Below are 23,159 nucleotides of genomic sequence, written 5' to 3' on the forward strand. Positions count from 1 at the left end.
GATAATAAATTTTATTAATACAATATCATTCAGTAATATCTGGGTGATTATTAATAAATTCTTGGAATGTTATAAAGGTATTTAAACCTTTTCGTGTATATTCATTATTAGGTTCATAGAATAAATTCCCTTGCATATCCCGCTGCTCAGGGTCGGCAATATTTGCCATATAAAACCATTGTTCTTGTGAAGTAAGCCTTTGAAAACGACTGCCTCCCGCACCAGGAAAGTAACCTGCGCCAACTAAATCAGACGCAGTCACTGCTTTATCTGGGTAGTAATCAGCTCCAACAGAAAGTAATATGTTCGTTTCCGGAGGGCTATCGACTAACTGTGCTTTCATTCGAACAAACACACCAACAATATTACCGGCCTTGTTACAGCTTCTATTCTCATCAACACCATTTAAAGAATGAACTTCCGTTCCACCATGAACTGGACTCAAACTGTTATTCATAGAATATAATGCATAGCCTGAATCAGTATCCACTCTCACACTTTCACTCTGGTATTCAATTAACTGGTGATCATAGTTACCAGCCCAGGTTGGCGCTGACGAAGGGATTACTTCTTCCCAACTCGCTTTAGCAATCTGACGAGGAAAATTAGGGTTCGAGCGTAATACCCATAAATTAATTTCACCAATTCTTATTTGTATTGTTTTTTGATTGGCTGAATGACTTACACCAGGGTAAGCAACAAACCATGCAGTGACCGCAGACCACTCACCTTTCGTATATCCAATCGCTGATTTATTACCCGCCTTTTTTATGGCATCCACCCAATAAGAAGGAGCCGCCTCGCCTTTGGGTATGCCTTGTATCACATTCCCATGTCGCGACCATGAGGGTTCAGCTGGTGACATCAATAACACCTCATCATTAAAGAGAGACATTGCATCAACCACTTTTTTCACCCAGATAGGCGTAGAATCTTTGGTTTCCACTTTTTGTTGAGTATCATCTGTTTTCGGCGGAGTAGCTTGAGCAAAAACGGTCGAGCAGCTAATAAAAGCCGTAAAAATAACAAGGAACACAAAACGCTGAAAAATAATCATAAGTCTCCTGTCAATTTGCTCACTTCATATCCTATTAATAGATGAAAATAGTTATGGATGACAAAAAAATCGTCGTTTCTTATATCATAAATATGATTCGGGTACGAAATCTATTCCATATAGGTGAAACTCTTCGCTCATGTTATAATCCTGCACAAACTATTTGCTGTAATCACAGATTCAATTTACTTAATATGGTGAACACATGAGCCAACAAAACGAACTACAACAACTTAATAATCGACTTGATAAGTGCCGCCATAAACTTGAAGCTGCTCAAAAGCGAGCAGATAAAGCAATGATTTATCAATTTGAAACTGAAATTAACCAGCTCAGTAAACAAATCGCTCAGCATAACCACAAAAAAAACTACGATTTAAATAAAGAACGCAAAGCCTTACTCGCGATGCCTTTTAGCCGCGCATTAACTAAAGAAGAGAAAGCCGACCAAGGTAAACTGAAAAAATCAGTGAAGGGTCTTGTTATCGTTCACCCTTTAACCAAAATTGGTAAAGAGTTAAAATTAGAAGAAATGACAGGCTTTGCTCCTAAAGAGTTTTAAGCGAGTCGCATCTCAATGACTGTCGAAGGATGATACTACTCACGTTTATCATCCTTTTTTATGCCTTAATTTTACGTCCCTTGGATATAACAAAACAAGAAAATCACTATGAACAAAAGCTTTATCACTAACCTTATTTCAATTGTTTTATTAGCGATTGGTTACCAAACTCAAAACACCATTGTGCTCTATGCTGGCTTATTTGCCTTTTCAGGTGCGGTGACCAATTGGCTCGCCATTCACATGCTGTTTGAAAAAGTACCGGGCTTGTATGGCTCGGGCATTATCCCAGCTCGTTTTGAAGAGTTTAAAGCGGCGATTAAAAACCTCATGATGATGCAGTTTTTCACTAGCCAAAACATCGATAAGTTTTTAAATCAAGAATTGGCAAGCAGCGCCTCGTTAGATTTAAAGCCCGTCATACAAAAAATCGATTTAGAGCCGAGTTTTGACTCTTTAGTAGAAGTGATCACCCATTCTTCTTTTGGTGGAATGCTAGCAATGTTGGGTGGCGCGGAAGCACTTCAACCGCTAAAACAGCCTTTTATTGAGAAAATGCAAGACTCTATGATTGAAATCAGCCAAAGTGATCAGGTAAAACAAGCATTAAAAGAGCAGCTAGAGCAGCCGTCAATGATGGATGATATTCAAGCCAATATTGAAAATATTATTGATAAGCGATTGAACGAATTAACCCCTAAGATGGTCAAAGAAATTGTTAAGACTATGATTCAACAACATTTAGGTTGGCTTGTGGTGTGGGGTGGCGTGTTTGGTGGCCTTATTGGTGTTATTTCAGCTATCGTTAGCGCGGCTTAAAAAACTGCACAGATAATAAAAACAAACTGGACTAGGTTATGAAAAAATTTGAATTAAGCGACACCTTAATGGAATACGAATATGTTGGATTTTGGTCGCGTGTTGGGGCCAGCATTATTGATAATATTCTTTATTCCATTGCCTTAGTGCTCATTGCACTACCGGGACTAGAGTCTTATCAACAAAGTTTTAGTACTCAAACAGAACACTACTCTTATTCTTCTTACTCCACTTCATGGGCTGGAACTATGCTGTCGGATACTTGGTGGAGCTACATTCCTCTGCTCATCATCACGGTACTATTTTGGAAGTTCCGCGGTGCAACCCCCGGAAAAATGCTGATCAAAGCACAAGTTGTCGATGCGAAAACAGGACAACGTTTAACTACCGTTCAGTCAATTATTCGTTACCTAGGCTACTTTGTATCGACTTTCTTATTTATGTTGGGCTTCATCTGGGTCGGCTTTGATAGCAAGAAACAAGGCTTCCATGACAAGATTGCAGGCACCGTGGTGATTCGTCCGAAAGCGGATACTTTCACACCTAGTGCATTTAAAGACTAAACTAATATATGGATCCCTAAACAGCCACTTCATATAAGCGAGCACTCATGGACGAGATAAAATACCAACCTATCGCTTGCTCACAATACGATGAGTTTGAGGTGGCATGTATGCATCATGATAAGCTTGAGATACATTTACATGACAAGCGCACGCTTATCGCTTCAGCCATCAATGTCTATTCAGAAAAAGAAACCGGAGAATGGCTAGAGGTAGAATTGGTCGACAAAAATAAAACAAGGCAACGGATCCGATTAGATCACATTGCCTCGTTCAAGAAAGCCTATACCCAAAGTAATTGGAGTTGCAGTGAGGCGACAAGTGAATGAGGCCCCATGAGCATAGCTTGCCTATGTGATTGGGGCGAATGAGCGCCGACAACAAAGCTGCAACTTCAAGTACGACGGGTATAAAAGTAGATTATTTTTCCGCTACCTCACTTCCCCATTTAAAGCGACATACTTCATTACCTGGCTTAGGGATACGCGGGATATTACAAGATAATATCAAAGAGACCACCGCCATCGCGGCACCAATATAAAACACCGCCGCTGGTGAATGTAGCCACAACAAACCAAATGTCACAGGAATGACTACTGCTGCAATATGGTTAATGGTAAACGAAACCCCAGCAGTGGAGGCCATATCTTGTGGATCGGCGATTTTCTGCAAATAAGTTTTAACCGCTAATGCTAGTGCAAAGAATAAATGATCGACCACGTACAAACCCGCCGCAATATGTGAATTTTCAACAACCGCATAACCTACAAATACACACACCAACCCACAGTATTCAAAAATCAGTGCTTTTCTCTCTCCAACAACGCCGATAAATTGACCAATTTTCTTGGCAAACAAAAAGTTAAAAGCGTAGTTGATAAGAAAGAGTAACGTAATATCTGCCGCCGAATAGTGAAATTTCTCCACCATCAAGAAGCCCGCAAATACGGTAAAGATTTGACGTCTAGCGCCACTCATAAAAGTAAGCGCGTAATACAGCCAATAGCGTTTTCTTAAGATCAGATTTTTATGCTGAATGGTTGTCGCTTCAAATTGCGGGAATGCTAGCCACATAAAGACAGTAACACTTAAGGCTAAGCTACCAGTGATTAAATACACATGCCAATAATCAAACTTCAAGATTTCTAGCATGACCCACAGTGCGCCGTAAGTCAGTAGTGATGCAAGCGCACCCACCGAAATTAACTTGCCAAGGAACTCTGGCGCTTCTTCTTTACTGAGCCACTGTAATGATAAGGATTGCTTTAAGGTTTCAAAGTAGTGGAAGCCTATCGACATCAATAAAGTCGTCATTAGCAGGCCAAGTACCGAAGGGAAAAAACCGGTAATCGCCACACCAATCGATAACATGGCAAGCGCGACGATCATAAACTTTTGTTCACGAATGAACAGCAGTACGAAGACTACAGTAAAAGCTAAGAAACCGGGAATTTCACGTACGCTTTGTAGCAGGCCAATTTCAGCACCAGTGAAAGATGCCTTCTCTACCACGAAGTTATTTAATAATGCCATCCAACTGGCAAAGGCAATTGGCACCACGATAGAGATAAGCATCAAAAAGGTTTGTGGTGTTTTCCAAGTTTTAGCTTGCTCTGAGTGTGGCGAATTTTTCGGTGCGTCTTCCAAAGAACTCATTGCTCATCCTTGTAATCAAATAGACGAAAAAAAGAGCAAGCGATGATATCACTTGCTCTCATAGAAATAATTCAAATTGTTAAATTATTTTTTTGCCAGAGTAGGCTGCTCGGCATTTGTCTGCTCTGGGCTCTCTAATGCAGCTTGTTTTACCGCTTCAAACTCAGCATCGATCGCTTTTACCTGCTTCTCAAATGCTGGTTTCTCTTCTTTCGAAATCGATGTTGCCATCGGGATCTTAGCCGTTAAGAAGTTCACTGGGCGGTTGCGAATGATGAATTCATAATGCAAGTGTGGTCCGGTGACACGACCGGTAGCACCAGATTTCGCAATCACTTGCCCACGATGAACGGCCTGGCCTTGGCGCACTAAAATTTTGCTCAAGTGCAGGTAGCGAGTACGGTAAGTCGAACCATGTTGAATCACCACATATTTACCCGCGTACGGATGGTTAGTGGTTAGCGTCACAATGCCATCACCGGTTGCCAGAACATCAGTACCAGAAGGACTCGCGATATCTGCGCCATTATGCGGTGCATGACGATGCGTTACTGGGTGTAGTCGGTTTGCATCAAATGGAGAGCTAATACGGTAGTGTTGCGCTAATGGCCAACGTAAAAATGCTCGCTGTAAGCTATCGCCATTGCGATCATAATATTGACCATCGGTATGCAGATAAGCACTGATCACATTACCACGGTTATAAATACGAATTGCGTCAATCTCACGATTCCCCGTCGCAACCCCATCAATAAATTGGCGCTTTTGCAAAATTTCGAATTTATCACCCGCGCGCAAATCTCGCACAAAATTCAGCTTATCTTTTAATAACTGAGTAATTTGCGCCGTTTCCGCACCCGAAATACCGTATTTATAAACCGATGTCGAAAAACTACCATGAATTTCACCGAATAGTGGATACGATTTCCACACACCCGGTAAGTTCACTTCTTGGAAGGTATAGCTTTCATCATCGTTGCGAGTAAATACCACGCGATCGGCTAGAGTAAATTCGACTTCCAATTTGGTTAAATGTTCTAGATCTTCATCCATCCAAATTTTTAAGATATCACCCGGTCTTAGGGTATCGAGTGTTAGGTGGTTTTGGTCGGTATCCATCACGCTGAGCATGTCACCATACGGGACGCCAAGACGGACAAAGATACTACTTAAATTATCACCGTCTTGAATTTCGTATGAATAAAGTGGAACGTTTTCATCCACATGAACAGGCTCAGTGGCGGCAACCGCTTTCGCCTCGTCTGCTAAAATTTTGTCCATATCCATAGGAACTGATTTGCGTCCATTACCAGATTCGGCAATTAAAACAATAATAAGTAACACGACAAAAGCCACGCCAAGTTTAAGCATCAATGGAAACTTAGGATGCTGGCGAAGTTCTGCAAATTTTTGTTTAGACATAAGGTTTAGTTTCTATAGTTCCCAACGTAGGGAGTTGTGTGAATCGACCTCAAAAGCCGGCTAAATATCAACTTGATAACGTTGATATGTTATAACAGACCATTTGAAATTGAAAAGTTCAAAAATGTGACAGCAAATGTAACTTAATATTTCATAAAAAGCGAATTTAACCCATGAATTAAAACCGTTATCTACTCTATATTTGCTATAAATCAATCAATTAGATATTTAGAGACTCAATAACCGATTAACAATAAAAAAGCTTAGCAGCCAATTTGCTACTAAGCTTAGTTTTGTGGAATCTAACCTTTTAAGTAGAAGTTAGTATTTTGGCTTCAACATGCCTTCCGTAATAATAAAATCGATAATCGTATCGAGCCCAACACTCTCTTTTAAGTTAGTAAACACGTAAGGTTTGGTTGGACGCATGCGCTGAGTATCCGATTCCATCACCTCTAATGACGCACCTACATAAGGGGCGAGGTCGATTTTATTAATCACTAATAAATCTGAACGAGTAATGCCTGGCCCACCTTTACGTGGGATCTTTTCCCCTTCAGCCACATCAATCACATAAATAGTTAAATCAGCAAGTTCCGGGCTAAAAGTAGCACTTAAATTATCACCACCACTTTCAACAAACACCACATCAAGATTTTTATGCCGCTTAGCGAGCTCTTCAACTGCCGCAAGGTTCATTGAAGCATCTTCACGAATCGCCGTATGTGGGCAACCACCGGTTTCAACACCAATAATACGATCAGCATCTAACGCTTCAGCTCGGGTGAGTATTTTGGCATCTTCTTGGGTGTAAATATCATTGGTCACTACTGCAATATTCAGACGCTCACGAATCGCTTTACACAAAACTTCTAACAACGCCGTTTTCCCCGACCCAACCGGACCGCCAATTCCAATTCGTAATGGTTGTTTATAGCTTTCGTTTTGATTACTTGCTTGAGACATTTTATCTTCCTTGTTTTGTCGGGTTTTCGTTTTATTACTGGTGAAAATTAAGAACGAAATAACCTGGTATATTGAATTTCATGACGACTACTGGCAATGGCTACGGCAGGCGTAAAACTACCGATATCGTCATCTTGAATTTGATTGGCTTTATCTATCGCTTGAGGCAGCCATTCTGACAGAGCAATTAACGTTTTCTGGCCGGCAGTTTGACCAAGTGGCACCAACTTTACCCCTGCCATCACAATGTTTTCCGCCCAACTCCACAGGTACCCTTGTTGCAAGCTATGCAGTGAAATTCCCCACGCTTTTGCTGCGACACAAAATCCTAGCAATTGATTTTGAGTCGCCGCTTTCGGATCATCTTCTGGTTGCCATTCAGCTTTAACGGGTAAATCGAGCTGTTTTAATAAAGTAAAAAGCGCCTTACCTCGTTGTAATTCTTCTGCGCGTAGCTCACTGGTTTCTCGACACGAATATAAATACTGACTCCAATAGTCAATACTCGCATCATTATCGCTTTCTAGTGCTTGATAAAACTTAGCTAAAATTGGCAGCTCTAACGTCACTAAGCTGTTCTTGAGCATCATTTCAAGCCAATCCATTAACTTAGCTTGATTGCTCACCCAGCCAGCCTCAACCGCCCATTCCAAACCTTGTGAATAGGTAAAGCCACCAATGGGTAGTGAAGGGCTAATTAGCTGAAACAAACGAAAGCAAGCTACCTCAGAAGCACCATGCTTTGACGATGCGACTGAGTTGAGAGCTGAGTTAGATATAGAGTCTATGTCTCTCATATCATTCATAAGTGATTAAGATGCCATCATTAGCGCGGCGCCAGAAGCTGCAATGCCCGCTCCAAGCCATTTAGTTGATAATAAATGCGCGATACGCTCACCAGTAAACATGATGCCAAGCGCGGCGACTAGCATGCCTGCGCCAAAACCAAATAACCCGCCAGTGGCTTCTACGCCATGAGCAAAACCATGGAAGAACACCAAACCAACAGAAGCAATCACTAACGCCTGGGTTAAAGATTCACGTGTCGAAAACGCATTCCAAATCCCTAATGCAACTACAAAAATTGATGCGGCAATCATTAATTCCACACCACTAATTGCGCCAAATAAACTTCCTGCTGTAAGACCAACGGTTAAGCTAACCAACGCTGCAATGAAAAGAGCGGGTTTTGTCTTCGAAGATTGCTTGCTTGAACTAAAATGATTAATCAACATCCCTAAACCTAACAGCATAACTAAATGATCAAGGCCGGTTAATGGGTGTACAAAACCTTCAAAAAACGCATTACTTGAGCCGTGATCATGCATGTGACCAACGTGTGCAAACGCCGCAGGAGCAGCAAAAACAGAGGTAAGTGTAAGTAAGCGAACTAATTTCATGGCAAATATCCTTTTTGTTTTTTGTATTTTTGAATTCAATTTCAAGTTGTTATTAATGAGAGTGATCATGCTCGTGATCGTGATGATGGTGTCCTCCTGAACGGCCGCCGTACGCCCCATCTTCAGGTTCAAATTCGGCTTGTTCTACCGTCACTTTGGCACCTAACCCCACCACCATGTCATCTAACACGTGGTCATGCTGGTAACGCACCCAACCATCTGCAATTTGCAGAGGAACGTGACGATTACCTAGATGATAAGTCACTCGGTTTAGCAATAATGCATCGTCGCAATAAACACTAGAAACGGTTTCCGGCGCTGCGGTCACTTCAATCAATAACCCGCATTCACTTTGCAATAACTGACCACCACGCAAAATATTACCGCGAGGTAAAAACAACCCCGCATCACGTCCATCTTCAAGTGATACTTTTAAACGACTTTTAATACGACTATTAATAGGAAGGCTCAATACACCATCCACATTTTGCTCAGCAATTTGAGCGCTATCTGTGACTATTTTTGTTAATTCAATCATGATTTTTTATCCAATTATTCGGGTCTCGGGTCTCGGGTCTCGGGTCTCGGGTCTCGGGTCTCGAAGGCAAGATCCCAAGGCTTTTGACTAACACAATCTTTTTCGAGCAACGAGAGCGAAGCGTCGAGCCTTCGAGCTACGCTAACTAAAACAGAAAATACCTTTGTGCCATTGGCAATACTTCCGCAGGATCACAAGTGAGAAGTTCCCCATCCGCTTTTACTTCATAGGTTTGAGAATCGACTTCAATCTTTGGTTGCCAATCGTTGAGTTTCATATCGGCTTTAGAAATGGTGCGGCAGTTTTTGGCTACACCAATTAAGCTGCCTAGCCCTAATTGACCCGCAATGTCTTTATCTTGCGCCAATTGAGAAACAAATAGCATTGAAGTCTTTTTCGAGGCTTTGCCATAGCTGCCAAACATAGAACGATAGTGCACTGGTTGAGGTGTTGGAATTGACGCATTCGGATCCCCCATAGGAGCCATTGCGATCATGCCACCTTTGATAATCGCGCTTGGTTTTACGCCAAAGAAAGCCGGTTTCCATAATACAAAATCGGCCAGTTTACCTACCTCTATTGAACCCACTTCGTGGCCAATGCCATGAGTAATCGCTGGGTTTATCGTGTATTTCGCAACATATCGGCGCAAACGGAAGTTATCACTTGGCGCTTGATGACCAAACTTTTCTGCTTGAGCATCAAACGCTTGCTGGTCTTCTTTTAATGACCCACGCTGTACTTTCATTTTATGAGCGGTTTGCCATGTTCGTAAGATCACTTCACCGACTCGTCCCATCGCTTGAGAATCCGATGAAATCATCGAGAAAGCACCGAGATCATGCAAAATATCTTCCGCAGCAATGGTTTCACGACGAATACGAGATTCAGCAAACGCCACATCTTCTGCAATCGATGGGGATAAATGGTGGCATACCATCAACATATCTAGATGCTCATCGACGGTATTAATTGTGTAAGGACGAGTTGGGTTGGTCGAAGATGGTAGAATATTCGACTCGCCACAAGCGCGGATAATATCTGGTGCATGACCGCCACCCGCACCTTCGGTGTGATATGTATGAATCACACGATCGCCAATCGCATCTAGAGTCGATTCAACGAAACCCGATTCATTCAACGTATCGGTATGAATCGCCACTTGAATATCAGTTTGATCGGCAACGGTTAAACACATATCAATCGAAGCTGGCGTCGTCCCCCAGTCTTCATGCAGTTTTAATCCAATCGCACCGGCTTCTACTTGCTCAATTAACCCTTCAGGTAAGCTGGCATTGCCTTTACCGAGTAAGCCAAAGTTCATTGGAAATTCATCCAAAGCTTCTAACATTCGGTGCATATTCCAAGGGCCAGGCGTACAGGTTGTGGCATTAGTTCCGGTTGCCGGCCCCGTGCCACCACCAATCATGGTTGTAATACCAGAGGTCAGCGCTTCTTCAATTTGTTGCGGGCAGATATAGTGAATGTGTGAATCAATGCCACCAGCAGTGACAATCGAACCTTCAGCGGCAATCACTTCGGTTCCCGGACCAATGATAATATCGACATTCGGCTGAACATCTGGGTTACCAGCTTTACCTATGCCACAAATACGGCCATCTTTAACAGCGATATCCGCTTTCACTACGCCCCAATGATCTAAGATCACCGCATTGGTTAGCACAAGATCAGGCGTAAATTCAGACGCCAGTTGGCTTTGCCCCATTCCATCACGAATCACTTTACCGCCACCGAATTTCACTTCGTCGCCGTAAACGGTGTAATCTTTTTCTACTTCGAGCCATAGCTCAGTATCAGCAAGTCGTAATCTATCGCCAGTCGTCGGCCCAAACATCTCGGCGTAGGCTCTTTTTGAAATTTTTGCCATGCTATTAAATCCTTTTAGCGAACCGTTTATTTTTCAATATCAATCAAGAGAACCCATTACTCGGCCTTTAAAGCCATATACTTTTCGATCACCGGCATATTCCACCAGTTCAACGGTACGTGACTGTCCAGGTTCAAAACGAGTCGCGGTGCCTGCGGGAATATTGAGCCTAAAGCCTTTGGCAGATTCTCGATCAAAATTCAAAGCATCGTTAACTTCATAAAAGTGATAATGAGAGCCAATTTGAACAGGGCGATCCCCTAAGTTTTCGACTTTAATTTTGATGGCTTCACGGCCGACATTCAGCTCAATCTCACCCTCTCCAGAAACAAGCTGACCGGGGATAAACGCATTAGGATTGGCATTACTGGTTTTCATGGTTTCTCCTTACACTATCGGGTCATGTACAGTGACAAGCTTGGTGCCATCAGGAAACGTAGCTTCTACTTGAACATCAGGAATCATCGACGGTACGCCTTCCATCACATCATCAACCGATAAAATGGTGCGGCCAAAATTCATCAACTCAGCCACCGTTTTACCTTCGCGCGCGCCTTCTAAAATCGCACTACTGATCAACGCCACTGATTCTGGGTAGTTGAGTTTTAAACCTTTATCTTTACGCTGCTGCGCCAACATGCCAGCACAAAAGATCAGCAATTTGTCTTTTTCTCTTGGGGTTAGTTCCATCTACATTCGATCCTCGGGTCTCGGGCACTTCGTTTTTCGTCTCTCGAAATGCCCCGTTTAACTCATTAGTATTGATCTAGTTGTCTTTGTCGTAATACGAGCAGCAAAGCGCCCTAGTCGCGCAGCGAGCCGAGCAACGGATTAAGTTGCCCAAATCCTTGGTGGCTCTGGTACATAACCAAACCATTGATGGCGAAATTGTTGCCAAATCAATGCGAACGCTTCCAACATTGGCTCGGTCCATTTACCTAATGCGCGAACTACGATTAGCTGTTCTATTTGAGTCGCGCCAATCACTAATTCATCACTTGGTGCAAAGTCACGAAGCAAATCCTGTACCATTTCAAGATCATCTTCCGATTGCGCGGTAATAAACAAACTCCCCATCATGGGAAAACCCTGTAAGCCACTGTTTAATATTGATTTATCCCCTCCGAGCAATTGCACGTTTTCGGTGAGAATATTCTTTCTATCAACAAAAACTTGCGTCTTACCCCACACTTTCCCTGCATCGAAGCACTCATTTAGTGCAGGTCGACCAAAACAGTGCATCTCCCAGCCCATAAATAGTGCATCGGTTTCAAGGTGAATTTCGGTATCAACACGCACTTGTCCGGTAGGAAAGAAAATGTTCTCTTGTGGGAGCCATTCCAAACAGCTTCCTGACTTGGCGGTTAAGATTTGTTTTTGGCGGGCGATCTTGCCTTCCGAGCGATAAAACTTGGTCGCGCCGGGTGTGGTAACTAAAGCATGCGCTCCAGGGTAAGTCGTGGCTTTAATTAACAGCTCATCGCCACCAACTACCCCGCCAGGTGGGTGAAGCAAGTAGGTATGGCAAACATCGCCTTCAGGATACAGTGGCCTTTGAATCGCCAACGGCCCTAGTTGAGTTTTGTGTCCGACGACGGTTTTGTCCCCTCGGTCGGTAAATCCCAGAGTTAATTCTGCTTTCCAACCATCGCTGCGATTCAATGTGTTTATTGGCGGTGTTTGAGCAACTCCCGTCATATTTAATTCTTCTAGCGCTTCCATTCGTGTGACTTCCATTTATTTCCATCTACTATTATTAAAGCAATAACTATGCCGCCTAATGATTTAACTATCAGGAAGTAATCATTTAACTCGGGAATAGTTATCTATACTGAAAGCACGATTGAAAACGAATGAGGAAGGAAAAATGCAGGGACATTGCTTATGCGGCAGCGTGACACTGACCACAGAAGACAAACAAAGCTTTGAAGCAATGCCATTGCGGAATGTGTAGACGCTGGGGCGGCGGCCCTTTTATGGGCTTTCATTGTGAAAATGGGGTACAAATTGAAGGTGGTGAATTTATCCAAACCTTTAAGTCTTCAGATTGGGCGGAACGTGGGTTTTGCAAACAATGCGGTACTCACTTGTACTACAAACTCATCCACGCCAATTTATACACACTACCTATTGGCCTATTTCAAGATCTCGAGAACTTAACCTTTAATGAGCAAATCTTTATCGATAAAAAACCCACATTTTATAGCTTTGCTGAACGTACCACTGAAATGACAGAGCAGGAAGTATTTGAAAAATATGCACCTTAAGGTAGTACTTTGATCGTGAGGAAGGGCGCGGAGCTAATTTCACTTAACGCCCTTCCGACCAAACCGCAAATTCATTGCCGCTTGGTTCTTCAAAATGAAAACGGCAACCACCAGGAAATTCAAAAATAGGCTTAATGATTTTGCCGCCATGCTTCTCTACTTTACAGCATGTTGCTTCAATATCTTGGCTATAAAATACTAATAGTGCTGCACCATTGCTGGTTTGACTCGCCAAAGGTGCGTGATAAAAACCGCCGTCTAAGCCTTGATTAGAAAAAGCGGTATAGTCTGGGCCATAGTTAACAAATTCCCAATCGAAAACCGATTGAAAGAACACCTTTGTCGCGGCTAAATCTTTCGCCGCAAACTCAACATAATTTAGCTTTTCATGTTGGTGCATAGTCAATTTTCATCCATGGTTGAACCGTATGATGTTACTGTGATTGCCACATCACTTTTAAATTACAGCTTTGATGATAGAAGATTAATAACAAATAATCGTACCATCTGCCATTTCATAACTCTTCTGGCCAGAAGCAGTACAGTCGGTCTTCGCTGTCTCTGCATTCGTTTGAGATTTAGCGTTAGAATCTGACCCTGTACTCGCACAACCACTCAATAATAAGCCACAAATCAACGCAGTATAGACAGCTTTTTTGTTCGTCATAACACATCCTTATTTAATTTCTGATCGAGAATATCTTTGCACTTAACCAAGAGAGAGATACACTTTTATCAACTGACAATATCACTTTTTGCATTCATTTCTGGTCATGGTCTAGTCAATTAAGTCTAGTTAGTCACGCTGGCTTTACCACCAAGAATATTTACCATTACTTAATATGTATATTCATTTGAGGAAGTGGAATTTGAATACCTTCTTTATCTAACTCTTCTTTTATTGCTTGTAATGTGTCGTAGTACACTTTCCAGTATTCTTCTGATTTTACCCAAGGACGCACCGCAATATTAATTGAAGAGTTGGCGAGGGCTAATACACCAATAGTTGGAGCTGGCAAAGAAAGAATACGCTCTTCCGATTTAAGAACACGGGCGAGCACTTGCTTCGTTTTTTGCAAGTCAGCGTCATACGACACGCCAATTTCAAAATTGATACGGCGAATCTTATGTTTCGAAAAGTTTACTATTGGTTGAGACATTACTAAACGATTTGGTATAGCGACCATTTTATTATCGCCAGTAGTTAAAACTGTATGGAAGATTTCAATCGCCTGGACAGTGCCTGAAACGTTACCGACTTCAATGAAATCTTTACTTTTAAATGGACGAAAAATTACAATTAGCACACCAGAGGCAAAATTGGAAAGCGACCCTTTTAACGCTAATCCAATCGCAAGGCTAGCAGAAGCGAGTACTGCGATCACCGCCGCCATTTCAACGCCCATGGTATTTAATGCCGCAATAAACACCATCACTAGCAAAGCATAGCGAATCACGCTACCAATAAATTGCACAACAGCAGCATCCACACGTTTTGTTTGCAACAAGTTAACTACGCCTTTATGGATAAACTTAACTGAAATACTGCCCACGAGTAGAATACAAAGTGCTGCAAGAAAATTAACGCCATATTGAACCAATAAATCTGCGTTATCCGTTAGCCAGTTAGTTGAAACTGATATATTGGAGGTACTTTGTGCGCCAGATATGGATTCAATATTATTTTCGACAGCCATGGTAAATTCCTTATGTTATAGACTGTTATCACCATCATTGAATGTTGACTATGATGGATAAGAAACTGGTCAGCACCACAAACATGCGACCTTATACTTGAGCGAAATATATAGGCTTTTATTATTTTGAGAAACATAAAATTTACACTACTTGAAATAAAATTTAGCGTAACTAATAATAATTAACCCTACCTCTCATCAAGTAGCAAAAACCCTTCATCGGACATTAGTTCCTTTCTAATATCCTATGAAGGGCTTTAGTCTTTACTTATGGCGGTTTTACACCGTCAAATGATCCTTAATCAACTGCTCATTCAAGGCTTCCATTTGCCCTTTAGCGACGGCTTTACCGCGATCCAACAAACAGAAGTTATGACCGACTTTACGAGCAAATGGTAGTTTTTGTTCCACCAGCAATACCGTTAAACCATGCTTATCATTGAGCAGTTTAATAATATCGCCAATCTCTTGAACGATATTCGGTTGAATGCCTTCGGTTGGTTCATCCAGAATCAATAAATCCGGCTCAACAACCAATGCTCGGCCAATCGATAATTGCTGTTGTTGGCCACCAGATAAATCACCACCTCGGCGATGCAGCATTTCCTTTAGCACCGGGAATAGTTCGAAGATAAAGTCAGGGATCTTGCGATCGCCACGCTTACGGATAGGTAAACCGATTTCTAAATTTTCTTGCACTGTTAACATCGGGAAAATTTGTCGACCTTGCGGAACATAGCCGATGCCTAGATGAGGACGTTGCTCGGTTGAAGCTTTCTTAATGCTTTCACCTTTAAACACGATATCGCCGCTTTTGATTGGATTTAAGCCCATGATGCATTGAAGTAATGTGGTTTTTCCTACCCCGTTACGACCCATCAACACAGTACATTTGCCTTTTTCGATCTCAACATCGAGATCCCACAAGATATGACTTTCGCCGTAGAATTGGTTTACGCCTTGTACTTTTAACATCCTTATTCTCCCAAGTAGACACGTTTTACTTTTGGATGCGACTGGATTTGATCCATATTGCCTTCCGCCAACACATGCCCTTGATGCAGCACGGTGACTTGATCGGCAATCGAGCGTACAAATTCCATATCATGCTCAACCACGACTACTGAATGCTTGCCAGCCAGAGATTTCAGTAATTCCGCGGTGCGATCCATTTCTTGATGAGTCATGCCAGTAACCGGTTCATCCACCAACAAAAGCTTTGGTTTTTGCATCAGTAGCATGCCGATTTCTAGCCACTGTTTTTGACCGTGAGAAAGCACGCCAGCTAACAGATTTCGACATTGTTCAAGACCAATCAAAGATAAAACACCGTCGATCTCATCACTTTGTTCGCCGGTTAATTTAGCGGTAAAGGTAGACCAAACCGAACGAGTACCGGTCATCGCCAGTTCCAAGTTATTCCACACCGTTAAGCTCTCAAACACCGTAGGCTGCTGGAATTTACGCCCCACACCCGCGTTGGCGATTTCCGCTTCGGACATAGTCAACAAGTTGGTCTTTGAACCTAACCACACCTTGCCCTGATCCGGACGAGTCTTGCCCGTAATGATGTCCATCATGGTGGTTTTTCCTGCGCCGTTTGGCCCGATGATGCATCGCAACTCTCCTTGTTTGATATACAGATTTAAGTCGTTAATCGCTTTAAAACCATCGAAGGAAACCGATACGCCTTCCATATACAACATGATGTTGTGGCGAGTATCAATCAATGGATGGTTAACCGGTTTAAGAAAATCGAACACTTCATCGCGACGGGTAAACTTCTCAAAGCCTTCGCCCACTTTTCTGATTGGTGTGACGACTGATTCTAATGCGCTCATGAGTGGCTCTCCTGTGTCGATGATTCATCTTGTTGGCTCGATTTTTTTGCCCATTTTTCTGATAAAGCGCCCATCACGCCTTTTGGTAAATACATGGTGGCTAGAACAAAAATTCCCCCTAATGCAAATAACCAAACCTCTGGGAATTCGACGGTAAACCAACTCTTGGCATAGTTAATAATTAATGCCCCTACAATGGCGCCAAACAAGGTGGCACGACCGCCTAAAGCAACCCACACTACAATTTCAATTGAGTTAATTGGCGCAAACTGAGCCGCACTCGTACTACCTGCTTGAGTCACATATAACGCACCAGCAATGCCAGCTAGCACAGCAGAAAGCACAAATACCCACAGCTTAATGCTATCGACATCATAGCCTGTGAAACGAGTACGTAATTCTGCATCACGAATCGCCATGGCTACTCGGCCTAAACGACTTGCCACCACTAAACGACAAATCAAATACCCTATGATCAGCGCTGCAATGGTAGTCACTAACAAACCTACTTTGGTGGTGTCTTGCTCTAGGCTAAAACCAAGTACATCTTTAAAGCCCGTCAAACCACTACTACCGCCAAAACCCATTTCGTTACGTGAAAATGCCAGCATTAACGCGTAGGTCAGTGCTTGGGTCATGATGGACAAGTAAACCCCGGAAACACGAGAACGGAACGCCAGATAACCAAATACAAATGCTAATACGCCCGGCACCAACATGATCATCATTGCGGCAAAAGCAAAGTTATCAAAACCGTGCCAAAACCAAGGCAGTTCTTGCCAGTTAAGCGATACCATAAAGTCTGGCAATAATGGGTTACCGTAAACGCCGCGGTCGCCAATTTCGCGGGTGAGGTACATGCCCATCGCATAACCGCCTAACGCAAAGAAAGCGCCATGCCCTAAACTTAAAATGCCTAAATAACCCCAGATAAGATCAACCGCCAACGCCACCAGCGCATAAGACAGATATTTACCCATTTGAGTCACAGTAAATGAGCTCACATGAAATGGGTTACTTTCCGGTACCACTAGATTTAAAAATGGCACCACAATCGCGAGGGCCAATAAAAATACAATCGTGATTTTTCCGCCAGTATCTGAGGCGATAAAAGAACGACGGCTTGCAAAGTTCGACGTATTAGTCATTGAATTACTTGCTACTACACTCGTCATAACGCCTCCTTATTCTGCCGCGCGGCCACGTTGAGGGAACAAACCTTTCGGACGCTTTTGAATAAATAAAATAATGAAAACCAGAACCAATATTTTGGCGAGAACCGCGCCAGCCCAAGGCTCTAAGATCTTATTAAATAGACCTAGACTTAACCCTGCCACCAGCGTGCCCCACAAGTTACCTACCCCACCAAATACCACCACCATAAAGGAGTCGATAATGTAGTTTTGTCCCATGTTTGGACCTACGTTGGTTAACTGAGATAATGCCACCCCGGCAACACCAGCAATGCCGGAACCTAAACCAAAGGTCATGGCATCCACACGTTCAGAGCGAACTCCCATAGAACGCGCCATGGCTCGATTTTGCGAAACCGCCCGCACCTGCAAACCTAGTGGTGTTTTTTTGAGAATGGCGACTAAACCAAGAAAAACCATAAAGCAGAAAATGATGATGTATAGGCGGTTATAGGTCAGAGATAACATAGGGTTAAGTTCTAACGCACCAGCCATCCAATCTGGTGTGCTTACTGAGCGGTTTAAAGGAGAGAAAATACTGCGAACCGCTTGTTGTAAAATAAGGCTGATACCAAAGGTGGCGAGGAGAGTTTCCAGCGGACGACCATACAAACGACGAATCACCGTACGCTCAATCGCAATACCCACTAACCCTGACACAGCAAAAGCCGCTGGAATAGAAAGAAGCAACGCGGCCCCAATATTATTCGGCATTAATTGTTGAATAACATAAGTGGTATAAGCGCCGATCATGATCAACTCACCATGTGCCATATTGATCACGCCCATCACGCCAAAAGTGATCGCAAGACCAATACCCGCCAGCACCAACACCGAGCCTAAACTTAAACCAAAGAAGACGGTTTCCATACCACCGTAAAAGCTTTGGGTTTGTTTATACTGGTTTAACGCCAGTTGCGCCGCTTCAATCACTTTCTCATCAGCATCACTATTAATCACTTGAGAGAGTGCGCCGTAAACCTCTTGCTGTTTAGACTCACTAATCACTTCAATCGCGTCAATTTGTTCTGCCGCATTGGTGCTGGTTTTGAGTTGCTGCATTGCTAGCGCCAACTCTAAACTGTTTCGAACATCACGATCGCTTTCTACTTGTAACTGTTGAGTGATTTTTTCGATGGTTTTCGGGTTGGTGGTACCCAGCAAACTATTCACTGCCGACAAACGTACATCAGCATTATTCGCCGAAATATCAATACGCGCCAATACGTCACGAATATCAGAACGCAGTGAGTTGTTGGTTCTTACCTTTGCAAAATCACGCTTGCCTTCGATAGTCACCACTTGTTCAGAAAGTAATCCATGAGCTTGCTTACCTTCTTCTAAATCCGTGATAACAAATAAAGCATCATCCGATTTTTGATAATATAAATTCCCTTCTAACCAAGGCGTTAATACTGCCTTAGCGACTTCTGCATCAGAAGATTGTGATAACCATTCAATCGCATCTTGTTTTACCGAACTTTTTTTCGATAACAACGCCACCTGCACATCAGAAAGCGATTGAATAGAAGACGTTTGCGCAAGCGAAAACGCACTAAATAGGCTCAAATACAACATCAACATTAAACCGATGAATGATGATATTTGAGACGGTAATTTGTTATGTAGATATTGTTTTATTTTCATTATGTCTCATCCCTGACAATCAAAAGCATGGCAGTCAAATATCCGTTATTGTTGAAACGGTTCTCTCTATTAACCAGTGAAAGAACTAAAACCCCCCGAAGAACTAACTCCCGCAAAGAACCAAAAAAGCCCCATTGATCATATAAATCTCAATGGGGCCAATCGGTTTATTTCGCTTCACCACCTAAACATGCTTTCGTTTGTGTGTTGTAGCTGCCACACATAATTGGCGCAGTCCAATCAGATACTAGGTGCTCAGAAGTTGGTAGGAAATCAGACCATGCATCGCCTTTCACTTCTTGTTCGGTTTCCCAAACTACATCAAATTGACCATCGTCTTGGATCTCACCAATAACAACTGGTTTTGTGATGTGGTGGTTGGCTAACATCGTCGCATTACCACCCGTTAAGTTTGGAACAGTCAGGCCCACAATAGCATCGCTCACTTTAGCCGTATCTGTCGTACCGGCTTTCTCAACCGCTTTTACCCATAGGTTGAAACCAATATAAGTCGCTTCCATTGGATCGTTCGTTACGCGAGAATCATCTTTAATATACTTGTGCCATGTATCAATGAAGGTATCGTTCGCTTCAGAATCGACACTCATGAAATAGTTCCAAGCCGCTAAGTGACCGACTAGTGCCGACGTATCCATACCAGAAAGCTCTTCTTCACCTACCGAGAAGGCAATCACTGGGATATTTTCAGAAGACACACCTTGCGCCGCTAACTCTTTATAAAACGGAACGTTAGCATCACCATTGATGGTCGAAACGACCGCGGTTTTCTTACCTTCTGAACCAAATTTCTTGATATTAGAAACGATCGACTGCCAATCTGAATGACCAAATGGCGTGTAGTTCACCATCACATCGGCATCCGCTACGCCTTTGCTTTTAAGGTAAGCCGCTAAGATTTTATTGGTCGTACGTGGGTAAACATAATCGGTACCAGCAAGCACAAAGCGTTGTACGCCAAGCTCATCAATTAAGTAATCAACCGCAGGGATCGCTTGTTGGTTTGGCGCAGCGCCAGTGTAGAAAATATTCTTCGAAGACTCTTGTCCTTCATATTGCACAGGGTAGAACAAGATGCTGTTGTTTTGCTCAAACACCGGCAGCATGGCTTTACGAGAAGCCGAAGTCCAACCACCAAACGTAACCGCCACTTTATCTTTCTCGATTAACTCACGCGCTTTTTCAGCGTACATTGGCCAGTTTGATGCAGGGTCAACCACGACCGGCTCAAGCTGTTTACCTAGTACACCACCTTTCTTGTTCTGCTCTTCAATCAGCATTAAAACAGTATCTTTTAAAGTGGTTTCGCTGATTGCCATGGTGCCTGAAAGCGAGTGTAGAACACCGACTTTGATCGTATCGGCTGCTTGTACGGTAAAGGCACAAGCACTAATTGCCGCAGTACCTGCCAACAGTTTAAGACGAGTTTTAAGGGATTTGTTATGCGTTTTGTTTTGCATGATAGATATCACTCCTTGATAAATAACCAATTAGGTATTGGTGGTATTTTCAATAGAGCAAAGAGCGTGCCAGACAGATAAACCCGTTATTTTACAAACAAATAAAGGCAGACTTACAAACGACAAGCAAACAAATGATCAGCGATGGTGCGTAATTTTAAACCAGCTCACCAAAAAGGTGATATTGCTCGAAAGGTAGATGAGATAGGTGAAAGGCTGCACTATTTATGGGAAAGGACAATCAAACTGGCAAAACCCAGTAGCGCGATAAAATGAAATCACTCAATCAATGCTCATCATTAATCTCAACGCAATAATATAAACATGGCATAATGCCGGATAAATATTACCGATAAGACTAACATCATGACTGAGCTCACTCTAACTCCCCAACAGCAAGCCATTGCCACTTTCAAAGCTAACCTTCACCTACCTAATGGCGGATTTCATAAGTTAATCGTTGAACTGGCACGTGAGTACTTACTTCCATTTCAAGCAGTGCGAAAGGTGTTAAAGCAGTCTCAGAAAGTCATTGAGAAGAAGATCAAGCACCAATTGGATGAAGTATCAGATTTCGACCTTACACAAGAAAACTGGCTCAACCTCATCCATACCTCTCTTGCTAAACAGGCAAAAAACAACCTACCTGTGATGGAGAAATTGCAGCAAAGCCAGCTTTATCAAGATGCTATTCAAGCACTTTCGCAAGCTAGTGAGAATCAAGATAAGCGCGAAGCTGTGCGCGAACAATTAGCGATGGCCTATGAAATAGAAGTGTATAAACCTCTAGCCGAAATGCTGTATACCTCAATTTTGTATTGGAAGTTGCCGGATGATTTATACCAAATGACAGCAGCAAAGCAGCAAGAGTTTGAAGGGTACCCACAACACATGGAAGCGGTTAGGCATTTATTGGAATTGTCTACTAACTCTCAGGATCATCGTCAATGATCACTTGCCCATTTCGAGAGTCATAATAAATAGAGAGTGTAGGCCGCAGATTATATTTATAGAGACATTGTTCATTTCGAATATAAATCGCTTGATAGTCTGAGATGCTGCTATCGGAAAAATTTGAAAGTGTCGGTGCGTCATCTAATATGACCATCCACACGGCTTTGCAATCAACAACATTATTTAACTTTGGGTCCTCCTCCAAACGAAAATACTGTTGTACAGGGTAACCATTTGAGTTGAAATCTAATTTGCCAGCAGCACTATTTCCCGACACCTGAAGGTCATCAAAACTTACGCCTCTTGAACTAGCTATCATAGCTTTAGCCGATGCTAATTGAATTGCACTTTTAAACGCCGCACCATTCGCATTATTTTTAGCTACATGCGCATCTGTTGTGATATCCAAAAATTTAGGGGCTGCCGTTACCGCTAAAATACCAAGGATAATAATAACAACAACTAATTCAATTAGTGTAAATCCACTAGTTTTCATGCGAGATCTCCTAATACCTCACTAATCTTACCTACAGAATCAACATAACTACAACATTATGACAATAAAAAACCAGCCTTTGTGATTCAGCTGGTTTTAATTAAACGAGAACACTCACAAGATCTGCTGCGACTTTAGATTATCTGGGTTATCAAAAAGTCATTAGGTCTGGCACAATAAATAAAAAACTAAACGCCCAAAATCATCAAGGGCGTTCAGGGTTCTGTGTCAGTTAAAAGTGGGTAGATTACATACCCTACGACATAACAATAATTTCTCTACTATTAGATCGCAAAAAAGCTCACTATTTCTAGTGAGCTTTTTCTATTTTTAAACTCGTTAAAGCCTAAAAACTTAATTTAAAGCTTGGCGGTGTCCTACTCTCACATGGGGAAACCCCACACTACCATCGGCGCTACTTCGTTTCACTTCTGAGTTCGGCATGGAATCAGGTGGGTCCAAAGCGCTATGGTCGCCAAGCAAATTCTTTTGTTAAAACATCATTTATGATGCTTTAACTTAATTCGGAAAGCTGTTCATTCTCACACTCATTCAAGTATCAATCTGTATTCTTTTCTATTCAGTCCAACCAAAACCCTTTAGGTGTTGTATGGTTAAGCCTCACGGGCAATTAGTATTGGTTAGCTCAACGCCTCGCAGCGCTTACACACCCAACCTATCAACGTCGTAGTCTCCGACAACCCTTTAGGACGCT

26 protein-coding genes and 2 rRNA genes are annotated in these 23,159 nt (G+C 42.5%); 6 read left to right on the forward strand and 22 right to left on the reverse strand.

What is annotated here, in order from left to right:
- Positions 1–25: 25 nt before the first annotated feature.
- Entirely contained in the window at positions 26–1,057 is a 1,032-nt protein-coding gene (locus tag K358_RS0100485; protein ID WP_051241108.1) for a hypothetical protein, read from the reverse strand.
- Positions 1,058–1,262: 205 nt separating this feature from the next.
- On the opposite strand from K358_RS0100485, the gene K358_RS0100490 reads away from it, so the two are divergent.
- The 4 genes from K358_RS0100490 to K358_RS17750 all read left to right on the forward strand — a co-directional run bounded on the left by K358_RS0100490 (position 1,263) and on the right by K358_RS17750 (position 3,330).
- Positions 1,263–1,619 (forward strand): YibL family ribosome-associated protein, encoded by a 357-nt coding sequence (locus tag K358_RS0100490; RefSeq protein WP_027695000.1) that lies wholly within the window; start codon positions 1,263–1,265, stop codon positions 1,617–1,619.
- A 108-nt stretch (positions 1,620–1,727) separates the two neighbouring features.
- On the forward strand, positions 1,728–2,438 hold the full coding sequence (locus K358_RS0100495; protein ID WP_027695001.1) for a DUF445 domain-containing protein: 711 nt from the start codon (positions 1,728–1,730) through the stop codon (positions 2,436–2,438).
- Between the two features lie 38 nt (positions 2,439–2,476).
- The gene (locus tag K358_RS0100500) at positions 2,477–3,001 is read left to right on the forward strand and encodes an RDD family protein (RefSeq protein WP_027695002.1); all 525 of its coding nucleotides are present in this window, start codon (positions 2,477–2,479) and stop codon (positions 2,999–3,001) included.
- 47 nt (positions 3,002–3,048) lie between these two features.
- Positions 3,049–3,330 (forward strand): Rho-binding antiterminator, encoded by a 282-nt coding sequence (locus K358_RS17750; RefSeq protein ID WP_038149360.1) that lies wholly within the window; start codon positions 3,049–3,051, stop codon positions 3,328–3,330.
- A gap of 91 nt (positions 3,331–3,421) precedes the next feature.
- Here K358_RS17750 and K358_RS0100510 read toward each other — a convergent pair whose 3' ends face one another.
- The 10 genes from K358_RS0100510 to K358_RS0100555 form a co-directional block, all read right to left on the reverse strand.
- Complete coding sequence (locus tag K358_RS0100510) at positions 3,422–4,657, reverse strand: MFS transporter (protein ID WP_027695003.1); 1,236 nt, start codon at positions 4,655–4,657, stop codon at positions 3,422–3,424.
- An 84-nt stretch (positions 4,658–4,741) separates the two neighbouring features.
- Complete coding sequence (locus K358_RS17755; protein WP_404818204.1) at positions 4,742–6,028, reverse strand: peptidoglycan DD-metalloendopeptidase family protein; 1,287 nt, start codon at positions 6,026–6,028, stop codon at positions 4,742–4,744.
- A 372-nt stretch (positions 6,029–6,400) separates the two neighbouring features.
- The gene (ureG, locus tag K358_RS0100520) at positions 6,401–7,045 is read right to left on the reverse strand and encodes an urease accessory protein UreG (RefSeq protein ID WP_027695004.1); all 645 of its coding nucleotides are present in this window, start codon (positions 7,043–7,045) and stop codon (positions 6,401–6,403) included.
- 47 nt (positions 7,046–7,092) lie between these two features.
- On the reverse strand, positions 7,093–7,842 hold the full coding sequence (locus tag K358_RS0100525; RefSeq protein WP_083962715.1) for an urease accessory protein UreF: 750 nt from the start codon (positions 7,840–7,842) through the stop codon (positions 7,093–7,095).
- 15 nt (positions 7,843–7,857) lie between these two features.
- On the reverse strand, positions 7,858–8,445 hold the full coding sequence (locus tag K358_RS0100530) for a HupE/UreJ family protein (RefSeq protein ID WP_027695006.1): 588 nt from the start codon (positions 8,443–8,445) through the stop codon (positions 7,858–7,860).
- A gap of 52 nt (positions 8,446–8,497) precedes the next feature.
- Positions 8,498–8,983, reverse strand: a complete 486-nt coding sequence (gene ureE, locus K358_RS0100535) for an urease accessory protein UreE (RefSeq protein ID WP_027695007.1) — start codon at positions 8,981–8,983, stop codon at positions 8,498–8,500.
- 145 nt (positions 8,984–9,128) lie between these two features.
- Positions 9,129–10,871, reverse strand: coding sequence for an urease subunit alpha (ureC, locus tag K358_RS0100540; RefSeq protein WP_027695008.1), 1,743 nt, complete (start codon positions 10,869–10,871; stop codon positions 9,129–9,131).
- Positions 10,872–10,910: 39 nt separating this feature from the next.
- Positions 10,911–11,249, reverse strand: a complete 339-nt coding sequence (locus K358_RS0100545) for an urease subunit beta (protein WP_027695009.1) — start codon at positions 11,247–11,249, stop codon at positions 10,911–10,913.
- A gap of 9 nt (positions 11,250–11,258) precedes the next feature.
- A complete protein-coding gene (gene ureA, locus K358_RS0100550) occupies positions 11,259–11,561 on the reverse strand; it encodes an urease subunit gamma (RefSeq protein WP_027695010.1) in 303 nt (100 codons plus the stop codon).
- A gap of 141 nt (positions 11,562–11,702) precedes the next feature.
- Entirely contained in the window at positions 11,703–12,569 is an 867-nt protein-coding gene (locus tag K358_RS0100555) for an urease accessory protein UreD (RefSeq protein WP_038149390.1), read from the reverse strand.
- A 248-nt stretch (positions 12,570–12,817) separates the two neighbouring features.
- Here K358_RS0100555 and K358_RS17760 point away from each other — a divergent pair, with 248 nt between their 5' ends.
- Positions 12,818–13,138 (forward strand): GFA family protein, encoded by a 321-nt coding sequence (locus K358_RS17760; RefSeq protein WP_211232220.1) that lies wholly within the window; start codon positions 12,818–12,820, stop codon positions 13,136–13,138.
- A 43-nt stretch (positions 13,139–13,181) separates the two neighbouring features.
- On the opposite strand, the gene K358_RS0100565 is transcribed toward K358_RS17760, so the two are convergent.
- From K358_RS0100565 to urtA, 8 genes are all read right to left on the reverse strand, one after another.
- Positions 13,182–13,538, reverse strand: a complete 357-nt coding sequence (locus tag K358_RS0100565; RefSeq protein WP_027695012.1) for a VOC family protein — start codon at positions 13,536–13,538, stop codon at positions 13,182–13,184.
- An 84-nt stretch (positions 13,539–13,622) separates the two neighbouring features.
- Positions 13,623–13,805 (reverse strand): hypothetical protein, encoded by a 183-nt coding sequence (locus tag K358_RS0100570; RefSeq protein ID WP_027695013.1) that lies wholly within the window; start codon positions 13,803–13,805, stop codon positions 13,623–13,625.
- A 166-nt stretch (positions 13,806–13,971) separates the two neighbouring features.
- A complete protein-coding gene (locus K358_RS0100575; protein ID WP_027695014.1) occupies positions 13,972–14,835 on the reverse strand; it encodes a mechanosensitive ion channel domain-containing protein in 864 nt (287 codons plus the stop codon).
- Positions 14,836–15,114: 279 nt separating this feature from the next.
- Positions 15,115–15,810 (reverse strand): urea ABC transporter ATP-binding subunit UrtE, encoded by a 696-nt coding sequence (urtE, locus tag K358_RS0100580; RefSeq protein ID WP_027695015.1) that lies wholly within the window; start codon positions 15,808–15,810, stop codon positions 15,115–15,117.
- 2 nt (positions 15,811–15,812) lie between these two features.
- Positions 15,813–16,676 carry an urea ABC transporter ATP-binding protein UrtD gene (gene urtD, locus K358_RS0100585; RefSeq protein ID WP_051241110.1) on the reverse strand — a complete coding sequence of 288 codons (864 nt, stop codon included), beginning with the start codon at positions 16,674–16,676 and terminating at the stop codon, positions 15,813–15,815.
- The gene (urtC, locus tag K358_RS17765; RefSeq protein WP_038149392.1) at positions 16,673–17,824 is read right to left on the reverse strand and encodes an urea ABC transporter permease subunit UrtC; all 1,152 of its coding nucleotides are present in this window, start codon (positions 17,822–17,824) and stop codon (positions 16,673–16,675) included. Before urtC ends, urtD begins: the two co-directional genes overlap by 4 nt.
- Positions 17,825–17,860: 36 nt before the next feature.
- Positions 17,861–19,453, reverse strand: a complete 1,593-nt coding sequence (gene urtB, locus K358_RS0100595; protein ID WP_038149394.1) for an urea ABC transporter permease subunit UrtB — start codon at positions 19,451–19,453, stop codon at positions 17,861–17,863.
- 230 nt (positions 19,454–19,683) lie between these two features.
- On the reverse strand, positions 19,684–20,994 hold the full coding sequence (urtA, locus tag K358_RS0100600; RefSeq protein ID WP_027695018.1) for an urea ABC transporter substrate-binding protein: 1,311 nt from the start codon (positions 20,992–20,994) through the stop codon (positions 19,684–19,686).
- A gap of 366 nt (positions 20,995–21,360) precedes the next feature.
- Between urtA and K358_RS0100610 the strand changes: the two genes are divergently transcribed.
- A complete protein-coding gene (locus K358_RS0100610) occupies positions 21,361–21,945 on the forward strand; it encodes a hypothetical protein (protein WP_027695019.1) in 585 nt (194 codons plus the stop codon).
- On the opposite strand, the gene K358_RS19470 is transcribed toward K358_RS0100610, so the two are convergent.
- The 3 genes from K358_RS19470 to K358_RS0100625 form a co-directional block, all read right to left on the reverse strand.
- Positions 21,920–22,444, reverse strand: coding sequence for a pilus assembly FimT family protein (locus K358_RS19470; protein ID WP_027695020.1), 525 nt, complete (start codon positions 22,442–22,444; stop codon positions 21,920–21,922). The genes K358_RS0100610 and K358_RS19470 overlap by 26 nt on opposite strands.
- 364 nt (positions 22,445–22,808) lie before the next feature.
- Positions 22,809–22,924: ribosomal RNA gene (gene rrf, locus K358_RS0100620) — 5S ribosomal RNA — on the reverse strand.
- A 130-nt stretch (positions 22,925–23,054) separates the two neighbouring features.
- Positions 23,055–23,159 (reverse strand): 23S ribosomal RNA (locus K358_RS0100625); the annotation flags it as partial.

The organism is Vibrio litoralis DSM 17657, assembly GCF_000426765.1.
Classification (GTDB): Bacteria; Pseudomonadota; Gammaproteobacteria; order Enterobacterales; family Vibrionaceae; genus Vibrio; species Vibrio litoralis.

What these genes read in the sequence shown, in the direction of transcription:
- K358_RS0100485 (WP_051241108.1), bottom strand. Translation starts at nt 1,057, where the DNA reads ATGATTATTTTTCAGCGTTTTGTGTTCCTTGTTATTTTTACGGCTTTT.
- K358_RS0100490 (WP_027695000.1), top strand. Translation starts at nt 1,263, where the DNA reads ATGAGCCAACAAAACGAACTACAACAACTTAATAATCGACTTGATAAG.
- K358_RS0100495 (WP_027695001.1), top strand. Translation starts at nt 1,728, where the DNA reads ATGAACAAAAGCTTTATCACTAACCTTATTTCAATTGTTTTATTAGCG.
- K358_RS0100500 (WP_027695002.1), top strand. Translation starts at nt 2,477, where the DNA reads ATGAAAAAATTTGAATTAAGCGACACCTTAATGGAATACGAATATGTT.
- K358_RS17750 (WP_038149360.1), top strand. Translation starts at nt 3,049, where the DNA reads ATGGACGAGATAAAATACCAACCTATCGCTTGCTCACAATACGATGAG.
- K358_RS0100510 (WP_027695003.1), bottom strand. Translation starts at nt 4,657, where the DNA reads ATGAGTTCTTTGGAAGACGCACCGAAAAATTCGCCACACTCAGAGCAA.
- K358_RS17755 (WP_404818204.1), bottom strand. Translation starts at nt 6,028, where the DNA reads ATGCTTAAACTTGGCGTGGCTTTTGTCGTGTTACTTATTATTGTTTTA.
- ureG (WP_027695004.1), bottom strand. Translation starts at nt 7,045, where the DNA reads ATGTCTCAAGCAAGTAATCAAAACGAAAGCTATAAACAACCATTACGA.
- K358_RS0100525 (WP_083962715.1), bottom strand. Translation starts at nt 7,842, where the DNA reads ATGAGAGACATAGACTCTATATCTAACTCAGCTCTCAACTCAGTCGCA.
- K358_RS0100530 (WP_027695006.1), bottom strand. Translation starts at nt 8,445, where the DNA reads ATGAAATTAGTTCGCTTACTTACACTTACCTCTGTTTTTGCTGCTCCT.
- ureE (WP_027695007.1), bottom strand. Translation starts at nt 8,983, where the DNA reads ATGATTGAATTAACAAAAATAGTCACAGATAGCGCTCAAATTGCTGAG.
- ureC (WP_027695008.1), bottom strand. Translation starts at nt 10,871, where the DNA reads ATGGCAAAAATTTCAAAAAGAGCCTACGCCGAGATGTTTGGGCCGACG.
- K358_RS0100545 (WP_027695009.1), bottom strand. Translation starts at nt 11,249, where the DNA reads ATGAAAACCAGTAATGCCAATCCTAATGCGTTTATCCCCGGTCAGCTT.
- ureA (WP_027695010.1), bottom strand. Translation starts at nt 11,561, where the DNA reads ATGGAACTAACCCCAAGAGAAAAAGACAAATTGCTGATCTTTTGTGCT.
- K358_RS0100555 (WP_038149390.1), bottom strand. Translation starts at nt 12,569, where the DNA reads ATGACGGGAGTTGCTCAAACACCGCCAATAAACACATTGAATCGCAGC.
- K358_RS17760 (WP_211232220.1), top strand. Translation starts at nt 12,818, where the DNA reads ATGTGTAGACGCTGGGGCGGCGGCCCTTTTATGGGCTTTCATTGTGAA.
- K358_RS0100565 (WP_027695012.1), bottom strand. Translation starts at nt 13,538, where the DNA reads ATGCACCAACATGAAAAGCTAAATTATGTTGAGTTTGCGGCGAAAGAT.
- K358_RS0100570 (WP_027695013.1), bottom strand. Translation starts at nt 13,805, where the DNA reads ATGACGAACAAAAAAGCTGTCTATACTGCGTTGATTTGTGGCTTATTA.
- K358_RS0100575 (WP_027695014.1), bottom strand. Translation starts at nt 14,835, where the DNA reads ATGGCTGTCGAAAATAATATTGAATCCATATCTGGCGCACAAAGTACC.
- urtE (WP_027695015.1), bottom strand. Translation starts at nt 15,810, where the DNA reads ATGTTAAAAGTACAAGGCGTAAACCAATTCTACGGCGAAAGTCATATC.
- urtD (WP_051241110.1), bottom strand. Translation starts at nt 16,676, where the DNA reads ATGAGCGCATTAGAATCAGTCGTCACACCAATCAGAAAAGTGGGCGAA.
- urtC (WP_038149392.1), bottom strand. Translation starts at nt 17,824, where the DNA reads ATGACTAATACGTCGAACTTTGCAAGCCGTCGTTCTTTTATCGCCTCA.
- urtB (WP_038149394.1), bottom strand. Translation starts at nt 19,453, where the DNA reads ATGTTGATGTTGTATTTGAGCCTATTTAGTGCGTTTTCGCTTGCGCAA.
- urtA (WP_027695018.1), bottom strand. Translation starts at nt 20,994, where the DNA reads ATGCAAAACAAAACGCATAACAAATCCCTTAAAACTCGTCTTAAACTG.
- K358_RS0100610 (WP_027695019.1), top strand. Translation starts at nt 21,361, where the DNA reads ATGACTGAGCTCACTCTAACTCCCCAACAGCAAGCCATTGCCACTTTC.
- K358_RS19470 (WP_027695020.1), bottom strand. Translation starts at nt 22,444, where the DNA reads ATGAAAACTAGTGGATTTACACTAATTGAATTAGTTGTTGTTATTATT.